General features: G+C 68.4%; 11 protein-coding genes and 1 pseudogene. 4 read left to right on the top strand and 8 right to left on the bottom strand.

Annotation, left to right across the window (positions count from 1 at the left end; translation table 11 throughout):
- Window positions 1-13: 13 nt before the first annotated feature.
- From H289_RS0115435 to H289_RS0115425, 3 genes are read right to left on the bottom strand one after another with little or no spacing between them, the layout of a single operon-like run.
- On the bottom strand, window positions 14-835 hold the full coding sequence (locus H289_RS0115435) for a mycofactocin-coupled SDR family oxidoreductase (RefSeq protein WP_020101704.1): 822 nt from the start codon (window positions 833-835) through the stop codon (window positions 14-16).
- On the bottom strand, window positions 832-2,394 hold the full coding sequence (locus H289_RS30580) for a flavin-containing monooxygenase (RefSeq protein WP_020101703.1): 1,563 nt from the start codon (window positions 2,392-2,394) through the stop codon (window positions 832-834). Before H289_RS30580 ends, H289_RS0115435 begins: the two co-directional genes overlap by 4 nt.
- A complete protein-coding gene (locus H289_RS0115425) occupies window positions 2,391-2,990 on the bottom strand; it encodes a TetR/AcrR family transcriptional regulator (RefSeq protein ID WP_020101702.1) in 600 nt (199 codons plus the stop codon). Before H289_RS0115425 ends, H289_RS30580 begins: the two co-directional genes overlap by 4 nt.
- Before the next feature lie 97 nt (window positions 2,991-3,087).
- Here H289_RS0115425 and H289_RS0115420 point away from each other — a divergent pair, with 97 nt between their 5' ends.
- Complete coding sequence (locus tag H289_RS0115420; protein ID WP_020101701.1) at window positions 3,088-4,353, top strand: HNH endonuclease; 1,266 nt, start codon at window positions 3,088-3,090, stop codon at window positions 4,351-4,353.
- On the opposite strand, the gene ypfJ is transcribed toward H289_RS0115420, so the two are convergent.
- Entirely contained in the window at window positions 4,350-5,240 is an 891-nt protein-coding gene (gene ypfJ, locus H289_RS0115415; protein ID WP_020101700.1) for a KPN_02809 family neutral zinc metallopeptidase, read from the bottom strand. The two genes, H289_RS0115420 and ypfJ, sit on opposite strands and share 4 nt — an antisense overlap.
- Before the next feature lie 62 nt (window positions 5,241-5,302).
- Between ypfJ and H289_RS0115410 the strand changes: the two genes are divergently transcribed.
- Window positions 5,303-6,793 carry a carboxylesterase/lipase family protein gene (locus H289_RS0115410; protein WP_020101699.1) on the top strand — a complete coding sequence of 497 codons (1,491 nt, stop codon included), beginning with the start codon at window positions 5,303-5,305 and terminating at the stop codon, window positions 6,791-6,793.
- Here the strand turns inward: H289_RS0115410 and H289_RS0115405 are convergent.
- On the bottom strand, window positions 6,781-7,281 hold the full coding sequence (locus H289_RS0115405; RefSeq protein ID WP_020101698.1) for an SRPBCC family protein: 501 nt from the start codon (window positions 7,279-7,281) through the stop codon (window positions 6,781-6,783). The genes H289_RS0115410 and H289_RS0115405 overlap by 13 nt on opposite strands.
- A 33-nt stretch (window positions 7,282-7,314) precedes the next feature.
- Complete coding sequence (locus H289_RS0115400) at window positions 7,315-7,779, bottom strand: MPT63 family protein (protein ID WP_020101697.1); 465 nt, start codon at window positions 7,777-7,779, stop codon at window positions 7,315-7,317.
- Window positions 7,780-7,854: 75 nt separating this feature from the next.
- Between H289_RS0115400 and H289_RS0115395 the strand changes: the two are divergent.
- A pseudogene (locus H289_RS0115395) lies at window positions 7,855-8,508 on the top strand (phosphoribosyltransferase); the annotation flags it as partial.
- On the opposite strand, the gene H289_RS0115390 reads toward H289_RS0115395, so the two are convergent.
- Complete coding sequence (locus H289_RS0115390; RefSeq protein WP_020101695.1) at window positions 8,508-9,725, bottom strand: DUF3060 domain-containing protein; 1,218 nt, start codon at window positions 9,723-9,725, stop codon at window positions 8,508-8,510. The pseudogene H289_RS0115395 and the gene H289_RS0115390 overlap by 1 nt on opposite strands.
- Window positions 9,726-9,925: 200 nt before the next feature.
- Between H289_RS0115390 and H289_RS0115385 the strand changes: the two genes are divergently transcribed.
- Window positions 9,926-12,550 (top strand): LuxR C-terminal-related transcriptional regulator, encoded by a 2,625-nt coding sequence (locus tag H289_RS0115385; protein ID WP_020101694.1) that lies wholly within the window; start codon window positions 9,926-9,928, stop codon window positions 12,548-12,550.
- Here H289_RS0115385 and H289_RS0115380 read toward each other — a convergent pair.
- Window positions 12,547-13,428 (bottom strand): oxidoreductase, encoded by an 882-nt coding sequence (locus tag H289_RS0115380; RefSeq protein ID WP_020101693.1) that lies wholly within the window; start codon window positions 13,426-13,428, stop codon window positions 12,547-12,549. The genes H289_RS0115385 and H289_RS0115380 overlap by 4 nt on opposite strands.
- Window positions 13,429-13,458 lie beyond the last annotated feature (30 nt).

The following is a 13,458-nucleotide window of genomic DNA, read 5'->3' as shown; positions in this document are numbered from 1 at the left end:
TGAGGTTACCCGGTCAGATCTTGAGATAACCCTTGTCTGCCGGGATTTGCGCCGCCGTCACCAACGATGATGCGTCGCTCGCCAACCACACCACGATGTCCGAGATCTGGTCCGGCTTGATGAGTGAGTCCGTCGGCAGCGCGCCGGGGGAGAAGCTGTGGATGTACTGCGGATGATCCTGCAGGACCTGGTACATCGACACGTCGTTGCCCATCGGGGTGTCGGTGCCGTACGGGTGTACCGAATTCACGCGGATGCCGAACTCGCCCAACTCGACGGCCAGCGCGTTGATCATGCCCACGACGCCGAACTTGCTGGCGCAGTAGTGCCCGCAACCCGGCACCGCCTTGATGCCGGCCGCCGAGCTGGTGGCGATGATCGACCCACCGTTGCCGGCCTCGATCATCGCCGGCACCACAGCCCGGATGGTGTGCCACACGCCGGTCAGGTTGATGTCCAGGGTGTCCTGCCACTGCTGTGGGGAAATCTCCCAGAGCCGTCCCCAGTTGAGCACGCCCGCGTTGGCCACCACGATGTCCAGCCGCCCGAACTGCTCGATGGTCTCGGCGACCACGCGCTGCTGGCCTTCGGCATCCCGGACGTCGACCTGTTTGGCGTAGATTTTGCGACCTTCGCCTTCGACGAGGTTCACCGTCTCGGCCAGATCCGCGGGCGTCGCCGGCTCGTACCCGTTGGACTCGGCCACCGGCGCGCAGGCGTCGATGGCGACGATGTCGGCTCCGGCTCGCGCCAGCCGCACACAGTGCGAACGGCCCTGTCCACGCGCCGCTCCGGTGACGAACGCGACCTTGCCGGCCAGTGGTTGATCGATCATGCGCTGAGCTCCTCACTCATCGTGGCGGCCTGGACGTCGCTGAACTCATAGTCGGTGAGCGGCGATCGACGCGCGAAAATCCGCGCGGCGGTGATGGTTTGCGGCCGGTAGTAGGGCGTTTCGTGCTGAGAGTTGACGAAGTACGTCCGCAGCTCGGGGTTGCGGGTGTAGTACGTGTGGGCGGTCCGGCCGCGGCGGTCCATCAGGGCGTTCCACTTGTGGAACGCGTCGTTGCTCACCGCCACGACAGGTGCGTCCGACCGGCGGCGGGCTTCAGTGATCATCCGAACCGCATGGGCGGCAACGGTTTCGACATAGTCCATCCACGCGAACCCGACATATCCCAGCGGGCCGACGATCTCCCAGCGGTTGGGCAGCCGGGGGTGCGCCGTGCCGGCGTAGGCGTGCAGTCCGTGGGCGCGGTAGTACTCGGCAAGGTCGAAACCGTTGGAGCCTAAGATGGTTCCGGGCCGGTACGTCTCCGGATCGGTCCACAGCTCGTAGCCCGTGGCGGTGACCAGCAGGTCGGCCGGGTGGTCCACGCCGTCGACGGTGCGGACGCCGTCGCGGGTGATCCGCTCGATGGGCGTGGTGATCAGGTGGGTGTCCGGGTGGTTGAGCGCCGGCAGGAACGAGCTTGAGATCACCGGGCGTTTGGCCATGATGCCGTACCGGGGGAGCAGCGCCTTGCGGGTCGCCGGGTCCCGCACGGTCGACCGCAGCAGCAACCGGTAGAGGTTGCGGCTGTTGCCGTCGTAGAGGGGCATGAGCCTGGTCAGCACCTTGCGGGGCAGCCGGGAGAAGACGTGCACGATCGGCACGACCATGGTCACATCCATCAGCAGGCGACCGAATGCGTTGGCGGCGCTGACCATACCGGGCACCTTGAGCAGCCGCTGCATCCACTGCGGGATGTCGAAGTCGATCTTGGGCAGTACCCAGGCCGGAGTGCGTTGGTACACATCGAGATTGGCGGCGACCCCGGACAGTGCCCCGGTGATCTGCACGCCGCTGGAGCCGGTACCGATCACCGCGACGCGCTTGCCGCGGACGTCATAGTCGTCGTCCCAGTCGTTGGGGCGCAGGATGGTGCCTTGGAAGTCTTCGATGCCGTCGATGTCGATGACGTTCTTGGCGTTGACATATCCGCCGACCGAGCTGATCAGGAACCGGGCCGTCACATCCGGCTGGTTGCGGATGGACAGCCGCCACAGGCCGGCGTCGTCGTCCCACTGTTGGCGCAGCACCTCGGAGTTCGCGCGCAGGTGCGGCCGCAGGCCGAGCTTGTCGGCGGTGTCGCGCAGGTAGGCGTAGATCTCCGGGCCGGGCGCGAAGAATCGGGACCAGTGGGGGTTGGGCGCGAACGACAGCTGGTACCACAGCGAGGGGATGTCGACGGCGAGCCCGGGGTAGTGGTTGTCGCGCCAGGTGCCACCGAAGTCGTCGCCGCGGTCGACGATGGCGAAGTCGTGAATCCCTTTCTGCTGCAACAGGTGAGCCGAGGCGATGCCGCCGGGCCCAGCGCCGATGATGACCACTTCGTGGTCGGGTGCGGTCATGGTGCCTCTCCGTTGAGTCCATTGATGATGTGGTCGGTGACGAAGCGCCGGATGGCGCGGGGATTGTCTAGATTGACGCCGATGGGCGGGAGCAGTTCGAAACTCAGCAGCACGCGGACGATCCACTCGCCGGCGCGCGCCGGGTCGACGCCTGGGCCGATCTCACCGTCGCGTTGCGCGGCCTTGACGCGTGGCTTCCAGAGCTCGACGGCGCGCTTCATCAGGTCTTCACCGATGTTGCGCAGCAGCAGGACGACGATGCCCTCGTTGATGCCCTTCTGTGGCGCTGAGGGCGAGCTCTGCCGGTGCGCGCAGATCAGGACGGCCGCGGCGGCGACCTGGTCGGCCAGTGTGGACTGCTTGTCGATCTCGGCGGCCATGCCGTCGACGAACGTCGAGGCCAGATGGTCCAGCGCGACGCTGATGGCGTGGTCACGACCGCCGAGCGCGTTGTAGACGGTGCCGCGGGAGACGCCGGCGGCCTCGGCCACGGCCGTGAGACTGAATTGCCTTGGGCCCAAACGGTGGAGCGTCTCCGCGGTGGCTTCCAGTAGTGCCGGCGAGATGGTGCGCGGTGTCGGCGGCTTTGCGGGCATTTGCACACATTAACGAAATTTGTTCAATGTGGTCAACGATTCGGGAAACCGATCGTGGCGGTGGCACTTGTCGGGGGTGCGGTGTACATTCGAACGTATGAGCGAAAGCCTGATGCTGGCCCCCGACGCTGATGAGGCGGCGTTGTTGGGTCGCATGACCGAGCTCGAGCAGGTCAAGGCTGCCGCGGCGGCGGAGCAGGCCCGGTTGGCGGCCGCGTTGGAGGCGCGGCGGGTCGCCGCCGCGAGAGCGGGTGGGCCGCGGGTCTCGCGGGCCGCGTTGGGCTCGGAGGTGGGGCTGGCTCGGCGGGAGTCTCCGCATCGGGGTGAGCGGTTGATGGCGATGGCCCGCACACTGGTGGGCGATATGCCGTGCACGCTGGCCGCTTTGGAATCCGGGGTGCTGTCGGAGCATCGGGCCGAACTGATCACCAAGGAAGCGGCGTACCTGTCGGCGTTGGATCGCCGGCTTCTGGATGTCGAGCTGTGCGGGGACCCGGCCCCGTTGGCGGGGCTGGGGAACGCCGAGGTGTCGGCGGAGGCCGCGCGGATCGCGTATGAGTTGGATCAGCAGACCGTGGCGGAGAAGATGACGCGGGCACGGGCCTCGCGGCATGTGCGGTTCCGGGTGGCCGGTGACGGGATGATGTCGATGACGGTGCTGCTGCCGGCCGCCCAGGGGCAGTTGGTGCGCCAGGCGCTCTCCCGCGAGGCGGCGTCGGTGGTGGCGGCGGGCTCGGAGCGCAGCCGTGCGCAGGTGATGGCCGATGTGGTGGTGGAGCGGGTCACGGGGCGCGATCCGGTGCAGTCGCCGGTGCCGGTGGCCGTGAATCTGGTGCTTTCGGATGCGACGCTGCTGACCGGGGGTGAGGCGCCCGCGCAGTTGGACGGGTACGGGCCCATTCCGGCGGCCCTGGCTCGCGACATGGTGCTGGCCGCGGCCGCCGATGCGAAAGCGGTGTTGCGTCGTCTGTATGCCCAGCCGGGCACCAACAAGCTGGTGGCGATGGAGTCGAGGGCGCGGGCGTTCCCGAAGGCGCTCGCGACGTTCATCGGCTTGCGGGACCAGATCTGCCGGACCCCGTACTGCAATGCGCGGATCCGGCACACCGACCACGTCACGCCGCATGACAAGGGCGGGCCGACGAGTGCGCACAACGGGGATGGGTTGTGCGAGCACTGCAACTACGTCAAAGAAGAACCGGGCTGGCAGGCCGCGGCCAGTTATGACCGGTACGGCCGGCACACCATCGCGCTGACCACCCCGACCGGCGCGGTCTACACCTCAACCGCGCCACCGACACCAGATGGGTTGCGCATCTTCACCCGCGACGTCCACATCGCGCGGATCAACTCTGCGGCCTAGCCCAGATTCTGTGCGTTGTACGTGTCGCACTGCTTGGGGTCACCGGTCTGGTAACCGGTGGTGAACCACTTCTGCCGTTCGGCCGACGAGCCGTGCGTCCACGACTCCGGGTTGACACGTCCGGTGGCCTGCTTCTGGATGTGATCGTCACCGACCGACGAGGCCGCCGACAGCGCGTCGGCAATGTCCTTGTCGCTCAACGGCTGCAGGAACGGCACGCCGGTGCTCTTCTGCTTGACCGTCGACGCGTAGTGCGCCCACACGCCGGCGTAGCAGTCGGCCTGCAGCTCGGTGCGCACGCTGTTGCCCTCGGCGCCCTTCGGCCCGCGTTGCGCCTTGCCGATGTCGCCGAGCAGGTTCTGCACATGGTGGCCGTACTCGTGGGCCACCACGTATTCCTGTGCCAAAGGTCCACCGCTGGAACCGAATTCGTCGACCAGGGTCTGGAAGAAGCTGGTGTCGAAGTAGGCGACCTTGTCGCCGGGGCAGTAGAAGGGGCCCACAGAGGTGTCGGCCGGGCCGCACGCGGTGTTGACCTGCCCACGGAACAGCCGGATCTTCGGCGGCGTGTAGCCCTTCAGCAGCTGCGACCACACGCCGTCCACGGAGTTGCCGGTGGCCACGATGCGGCACTCCAGGTACTTGTTGGCGTCCGCGCCGGTCTTGCACTTGCTCAGGTCGTAGGCGCTCGATCCCTGGCTGGACTGGGGCGCCTGGCTCTGGTGACCGAGAATCGAACTGGGATCCACGCCGAGGAACATGGCGACGACCACGATCACCAAGCCACCCATCCCGCCGCCGATCGCGAGACCCCGGCCGCCGAAGCCACCGCCCCCGCTGGTCGACGTGTTGCTCGTGTCGATCTGCATACCTTCGTTGAAGGACATCACCGCTCCGTCCGGGCCTCGAATACGACTGGATGCCAGCTTTCCACACTAGGATTTGCGGTGTGGCCGTCCAGCCCGAAACCATCGACCGTTCGACCATCGTTCACACCCGCGCCGGCGCCCTCAGGGGCACCACGGAAGGCAGTGTGTACGTCTGGCGGGGTGTCGGCTACGCCGAACAGCCCGTCGGGCCGTTGCGGTTCCGCGCCCCGCAACCACTGATCCCGTGGTCCGGCATTCGTGACGCCATCGATCACGGACCCATCCCGCCGCAGGGCAAGTCGTTCGTCGGCGGCGGGCGCGACGACCCCAAGATGCGTGACGAGGCCTGCCTGACCGTGACGGTCTGGTCACCCGACGTGACAGGCACACTGCCGGTGATGGTGTGGATTCCCGGCGGCGCGTTCGTGTTCGGGGCCGGCCAGCTGCAGCTCTATAACGGCTCCCGGCTGGCGGCCAACGGCAACGTGGTGGTCGTCAACGTCACCTATCGGCTCGGCGTGTTCGGCGGCTTCGAGCTCGGCGATCTGGGCCCCGGATTCGATGACAACCTGTGTCTGCGGGACCAGATCGCGGCCCTGCAATGGGTGCGGGACAACATCGCCGCGTTCGGCGGCGACCCCGACCAGGTCACCGTCTTCGGCGAATCCGCGGGTGCCACATCGGTGCTGGCGCTGCTGGCCAGCCCCGCCGCCGACGGGCTGTTCGGCCGGGCCATCGCGCAGAGCCCGGCGCTGCCGCTCATCGCCGACCGCGAGACCCGGGCCCGCCAGGCGCACGAGTTCGTCCGCCGGTTGGACGTCCCCGTCGACGAGATCGCCGCGCTGCCGCAGCGCCAGCTGCGCCGCGCCGCCGGCCAACTGCAGGGGGAGAGCGCGGCCAACAGTCCCAAGCTGGCCTACGGACTGACCTACGGCGTCGACCTGCTGCCCGCGCATCCGGTGCTCGCCGCCCGGGCCGGGGCCGTGGCCAAGGTCCCGCTGATCGTGGGTACCAACAGCCGTGAGGCATCGATGTTCGCCTGGGGCCGACCACCGATGCTGCCCACCACGGTGCCCATGGTCGACGACTACTTCAGGCGAGTCGCGCCCGACGCCAAAGATGCTGTGCTGCAGGCCTATCCGAGCTACCCGCGGCGCCGGGCGCTGATCGCGATCGGCTCTGACGTCATGTTCGGCGCTCCGACATGGGCGTTCGCGGACGCCTACAGCGGGCACGCGCCGACGCACGCCTACCGGTTCGACCACACCACCTGGACCCTGAAAGTGCTGGGGCTCGGCGCCACGCACGGCAGTGAGATCGTGCACATCCAGCACAGCTACGGCTCGTACCTCGGCCGCATGCTGCATCCGCTCGGGCGACAGGTACAGCCGTCCGTCGGCCGGCGCATGCAGCGCACCTGGCTGGATTTCGCGACGGCGGCACTGGCGAATTGGCCGACCTACGACACCGACCGCCGGGCCACGCGGGTCATCGGCTCGATGCGCGACGAGACCATCGACGACCCGGACCGGGCGCGCCGCGAGGTCTGGGAAGGGCTCTACGCGCCGTAGCGCTCGTCCGTGTAGCGGCGCAGGTTGTGCAGGAACCGCTGGAAAAGCCATGCCATCATGGGGCGGCCGGCCCGCATACCCAGCTCACCGGCGAGGCCCTTGGGCTTCATCGCCATTACCCACGTCAGGTGACAACCATCGGCGGTTTCCTCGACGGTGTAGCCCTCGGCGAACGCCGACAGCATGTTCGAGGTACTGGTGTTGAATCGGAATGCCATGTAGGAGAACGGTTCCCAGGCGATGAACTCCTCGTCGCCGATGATGTGGCCGCGCATGGTCACCGTGCGGGTGGTGCCCACGCCGTACGGCTTCGGGCTGGTCCACTCGACGTTGGTGATCAGCGTCGCCCAGCGCGGCCAGGACGTCTCATCCGAGAAGACCTCGAACAACTGCTCCGGCTTGATCGCCAGATCGACTTTGCTGACGAAGCGGAACGGTGCGCTGTCGATGAAGTCGACGCCTACGGGCTCGCACTGGTAGGTCTTCATGAGTAGACACCCTAGAACAGGGTGTCTACTGATTCACGGAGTCCAGACCATCAGGTCTTCCATGCCGTTGTTCATCGTCACCGTCGTGGGAGCGGGGCCGGTGACGTCGAAGTGGATCTTTCCCGTCGATTGGCCGCCTTGCGGAATGGTCGCGCCGCTGATGTTGATCGGGCTCGCGACCATCCACAGCACGCGGTAGGCCGCCTGGTTCGGCGCGACGGCGTTGAACTGCGAAATGCCAGGTGTCACCGGGCCGCTCAGCGCGCGAACGGTGGCGGTGGCCTCCCAGAGCTTTCCCGCGACCCGGTAGCCCGGCATCACATCAGAGCTGGGCTTGAGGTCCGAGACCTGCCAGCTCAGCTGGACCTGACCGACGCTGTCCGTCATCGTCATGGCGCTGCCGAGCTTGCCGACGAGTGGATAGCCGGCCGACGCGATCGGCGCACTGGCGATGCCGATGACCGAGAAAACCGCAACAGCTGTTCCGGTGACCTTCACTTCTGCCTCCTCGAACGGTTTTTGTATGGCCCTGTCAATTACGGATTACCACTGAAAAGCGCTGATGGGAATAGGATCGGAGGTACGCGAAACCATGATTCGAGGCGCGTCTTTCGTGATCGTGCAGAAGCGGGGCGCGTAGTGGCCGGTCTGCTGACGGCGTACCGCGGCAGGCGTGATGTCGTCGTGCTCGGTCTGGCCCGTGGCGGTGTTCCCGTCGCCCGGGAAATCGCCGCCGCCCTCGACGCGCCGCTGGACGCGCTGATCATCCGCAAGCTGGGTGTCCCCGGCCACGAGGAGTACGCGATGGGTGCGATCGGCGGCGGCGGTCACGTCGTCGTCAATCAGGATGTCGTTGGGCCACTAAAGATTTCGCAGCAGACCCTGTGCGAGGTCGCGGAAGCCGAGGGCCGTGAGTTGCAACGGCGGGAAACCGATTACCGCCAGGGTCGGCCACCGCCGAACGTCAAGGGGCGCACCGTGATCCTCGCCGACGACGGCATGGCCACCGGCGCCAGCATGCGCGTCGCCGCCGAAGTGCTGCGGGAGAGCGGGCCGCGGACCCTGGTGGTCGCGGTGCCCGTCGGTACGGAAGCGGCGTGCCGCCAGCTCATGGGAATCGCGGACGACGTGGTGTGCGCCGACATGCCGACGCCCTTTGCGGCTGTGGGGGAGTCCTACCGCGATTTCGATCAGGTCAGCGACGACGAGGTGCGGCGGCTGCTGAGCTAGGGATTGACGACGGTTTCGCCCGGCCCGGACTCGACATCGTGGCCGGAACCGATGGCGACGGCGTGGCTGTCTGGACCTTGAGCACTGACCGTGTTGGAGGTGCCGACAGCCACGGCGGTGCTGTCATTGCCGAGTATGTCGACATCGTTGTACGAACCGTATCCGGCCTCTGCCGCGCTGTTGTTCCCGTTCACCTGCACGCTGTTTCCGAAATCTGTCGATGTCAAGCCGGCCTGGGCGGAGCTCCCGTCGCCGTAGACCTGTGCGCTGCTGTAGTTGCCGAGGGCGTCGGCCGTGCTGTGATCTCCCTCGACCCAGGCGGTGGTGTGGTCGCCGATGGCGCTTGCCGTGTTGCTGTCGCCGACCACGTAGGCAGAGCTGTGGGGGCCAACGGTCGCCACATCGTTACTGTCGCCGCTGACCGAGGCGCCGCTGTCGACGCCGTCGGTGGATACGTCGTTGTGGTCGCCGGTGACTCGCACGGTGACGGTGCCGGTGTTCGTACTGCCGCTGCTGGTGACGTCGTTGTCCGAACCCCGCACGACGACGACATTGCGGGCCCCGGTCGCGGCCACGCTGTTGTCGGATCCGATCAATGAGACGGTGCTGTCCAGACCCGTGGCGTCGACGGTGTTGCGGGAGCCGCTGACGGTCGCCTCGCTGTCGATACCGGAGGCGCGCACGGTGTTGTCGGACCCGCTGACGGTGGCCTCGCTGCCGGAACCGGAGGCCGTGACCGTGTTGTCAACACCGGTGGCGGTGGCCGTACTGCCGGCGCCGGAGGCAAGGACGCGGTTCCCCGTTCCGCTTGCGGTGGCCGTGGCTCCGGTGCCGCTGGCGGTGACCTTGTTTCCTCCGCCGGCCAGGCAGGTTTCGCATGCGCGGACGTTGGCGAGGGCGGTGGCGCCGTCGCCGCGTGCGATCGCGGTGGAGCCGTTCGATGCGACCGCTGTCGCGTCCACACCGCGGGCGATGGCTTTCGAACCCTTGCCGTCGGAAATCGCGATGGCGTCGCCCTTCTGCACCCGCGTTACGCCGTTGGTGGCGACGGCCATGTTCTGACCGGGAGCGGTGGGCGCGGTGGTGCCCGGGCCGTCCGATGTCGGCGAAGACGGAGCCGGTTTGGCCGAGGCCACTCCGGGCGCGACGACCAGTCCTATGCCCAATGCCACCGCCAGCGCCCCGATTCGCCCGATGTGGTTGGCATGACCCATGGTTCGCCCCTTCCGCCTCCGCCCACCGCCGGCAATTGCGCCGGTGATTGGACGGTAAGGCGGCCGACCGCACGGGACTGGGGTAAGGCCCTACCCCAATCATCTAGCGCAGCTATTGTTTGCCCTCGGCGAACCTGGCAGCATCTGGTGCAAATGATGTGAGTTTGCTGGGGCTGGGGCGCGCCGGAGGTGATCCGTCAGTGATCCACGAATGGCCCCTGCATGGACGAGCCGAGGAACTGCGGGCTATCGAGACCGCGATCAGGCGCCCGGACCGGGCCCGCGGCATCGTCTTGTCGGGCGCCGCGGGCGTCGGCAAGACCCGCCTTGCGCGCGAAGTCGTCACGGCCTGCCGGCCACCGGGGCGCTCGCGGTGGATTGCCGGCACCGCGTCGGCCCGCAGCATCCCGCTGGGTGCGTTCGCCGACATCGCCAGTGACTTCGGCCCCGATCCGTTGCGGCGGGTCCGTGAGGTGATCGACGGGGTGATCGGCACCGCGCCGTCGGGTGCGGTGGTCGTCGGTGTCGACGACGCGCACCTGCTCGACGATCTGTCGGCTTTCGCCGTGCATCAACTCGTCTCGCGGAAGCTGGCCACCGTGGTGCTGACGCTGCGATCGGGTGAACCGGCTCCCGACGCCATCACCGCGATCTGGAAAGACGATGTACTGGAACGCATTGAGCTGCAACCACTTTCCGCGACGGCCATCGCGAAACTGGTCGAGCGCATCCTGGGCGGGCCGGTGCATTCGCGGTGTGTGCAACAGCTGTGGCAGTACACGCAGGGCAACGTCCTGTATCTGCGCCACCTGCTGGACACCGAGGTCAGCGCCGGCCGGTTGACGCAGCAATCCGGGGTGTGGATGTGGCAGGGCCAGCCGCGGCTGACACCCACGCTCGCCGAACTGCTCACCACCCGGATCGGCCAGATCCCGGCCGCGGCGCGCCATGTGCTCGACGCCCTCGCCGTGACCGAACCACTCGACATCGAGACCCTGACAGCGGTCACGGATGCCGATGCCATCACCGAGACCGAAGCGCTCGGGTTGATCCGCATCGACAGCAGCACGACGCCTGCCTCGGTGCGGCTGGCCCATCCGATGCTCGGTGAAGTGCGCCGCACCGACTCGCTGCGGATGCGTCGCCTGCACGGGCGGATCGCCGCGGCGCTGATGGCGCGTCCCGCCACCGATCCGCGTGATCTGGTCCGCCGCGCGGTGCTGACGCTGAACTCCGATCGCGCCCCCGACCCGGCGATCCTGAACGCGGCCACATCGGCGGCGATCCAGCTGACCGACATGCGGCTCGCGGAGTCACTGGCCGAGCGCGCGGTGGCGGCAGGTGGCGGCGTGGAAGCCGACATCGCGCTGTCGCTGGCGTTGATCTGGCAGGAACGTGGCGAGGAGGCCGAGGTCATCTTCGCCCGGCTCGCCGCCGACACCTCGGGCCCGCTGCGGGTGCAGGTGGCCCTGCTGCGCGCCCTGAACTTCGCGGTGATCCTCGGCCACACGGCCCGCGCCGAAGCCGAACTCGACAGCGAGATACCGCCCGGCGATGCCACGGTCGCGGCGACGGCACTGGCGTTACGTGCGTCGATCGACGTGGCGCGCGGCCGGTCCGCTGCGGCCATCGAGCAGGCGCGCAGAGTGGTCGACGATGCGGCCGCCGAACCCGTCGCGCGGATGCTCTCGACGTGGGCGCTGGTGAGCAGTCTGGGGGAGCTGGGCCGCATCGACGAGGTCGAGGCTGTCGCGGAGGCCGGCTACCGGCTGGCCGACACCAGTCCCGAGGTGTCGCACCTGCGGCTACCGCTGGCATTTCTGCACCTGCACATGCATCGGCTGGCCGGCACTCTTGACCAGGCCGACATGACCATCGCGCGCATCCGCCGCGACACCGTCGACGTCCCTATCGAGGGCTCGTGGCAGGTCGCCGAATCGTGGCACGCCTTCGTTGCGGGACTGTCGGCCATCAGCCGGGGCGCGCTGGCCGACGCGCACCGGCTGTGCCTGGAATCGCTCGCCGATTTCAGCGCGCGGGACGGCGGCAGCATGCGCAAGATGCTGGCCCGGCTGTGGCTCGTCAGTGCCGACGCCATGTCGGGCCGTGCCGAGGACGCGCGCCGCGAATTCACCGCCACGCCGTGGTGGCGGGCCGACCCGGACGCCTGTGCCCGTGATCCTGACCGCACCCTGGCCCGCGCGTGGGTGTGCGCCGCCGAAGGTGCTGTGTCCGAAGCCATTTCGATAGCCCGCACGGCCGCGGCGCGCGAGCGTCAGCTCGGCCGGCTGGGCTGGGAGGTCATGCTGCTGCAGACGGCGACGCAATTCGGCGACCGCACCACCGCATCCCGGCTCGCCGAGCTCGCGCTGACGGTACGGGGACCGCGTGCGGCCGCCGCCGCGGCGCACGCCGTCGCGCTGGCCGCGGCCGACGGCGACGGCCTGGTGGCGGCGGCCAAGCTCTACGAGTACTTCGGTGACCGGGTGGCGGCCGCCGATGCGGCCGCGCAGGCCGCTGCCGTCTATCAGCAGGCGGGACTACGTGGATCGGGACTCGGCGCGGCGAGCACCGCCGCGCGGCTGGCGGCCGAGTGCGGTGGCGCCGACACCCCGGCCCTACGGGCCGCGGCCACTCCGCCGGCGATCACCGCCCGGCAACGCGAGATCGTCGGGTTGGCGGCAAAGGGGCTGAGCAACACCGCCATCGCCGAGCGGCTCGGGATGTCCCGTCGCTCGGTGGAAGGGCACATCTTCCGGGCGTGTCAGCGCGTCGGCGTCAACAGCCGCGACCAGCTGGTCGCGCTGGTTTTCGGTGAGCGCTAACCCGGTCCGTCACTGGCCGCGGCGAGCAGCGGCACCAGTACGTCACTGATCGGGGTGGGGATGCCGTGCGCGGCACCCTTGCGCTGGATGACGCCGTTGCGGATGTCCCACTCGAGCGGACGGCGGGCCTCCCGGTCGATCAGCATCGAGGTCGCCATGTCCGTGGGCGCTTGTTTGAGCATGTCGGCGATCTCGTCGACGACACCGTCGGGCAGCGTCGCGCCGTCGGCTCGGGCGACCGCGAGGCACTCGGTCAGGTACCTGCGGGCCACGGCGGCGACATCGTCGCGCCGGAACATGCCGGAACGCCGGCCGGACAGCACCATGAACCCCACCACGGCATTGACCAGCAGCTTGCGCCACGCCGCGCTGAGGAAGTCCGCGTCCAGCTCGACGGCGATCCCGCTGCCCTCCAGATCGGCCGCCAGGCGGGCCGCGGCCGCGTCATCGGGCAGCACCAGTCGAGGGGCGCTCAGCACCTGCACCCAGCCCTCGGGCCGGGTCTCGGCGGCGATCCAGATCGCCGCAGGTACGACGGTGGATTCGGGGCAGTAGGGCCGCAGCCGGTCGGTTTGTTCGACACCGTTCTGCAGCGCGCAGACCACGGTGTCCGGACCGCACAAGCGAGCCAGCCACTCGGCGGAGGCGGCGTACTGGGTGTCCTTGACCGCCAGCAGCACCACGTCGACCGGTCCGGTGACGGTGTCTGGATCGGTGTGCACCGGGCCGGGTACGACGATGGGCGCGCTGCCGTCCAGCCGCACCTCGATCTGTGCACGCGCAGTTCGGCCGCACAACACGATGTCGCGGCCCGCCGCGTACAGCAGCGCGGCGATGGTCGATCCGATAGCGCCTGGTCCCACGAGGGCGAAGCTCACTGTCGCCAAAATACCGGTCGAGGCTCCCCT

This window comes from Mycobacterium sp. 360MFTsu5.1 (genome assembly GCF_000383495.1).
Classification (GTDB): Bacteria; Actinomycetota; Actinomycetes; order Mycobacteriales; family Mycobacteriaceae; genus Mycobacterium; species Mycobacterium mucogenicum_B.
Note: the sequence above shows the minus strand (reverse complement) of the source record. Positions and strands in the feature narration are given on the sequence as shown.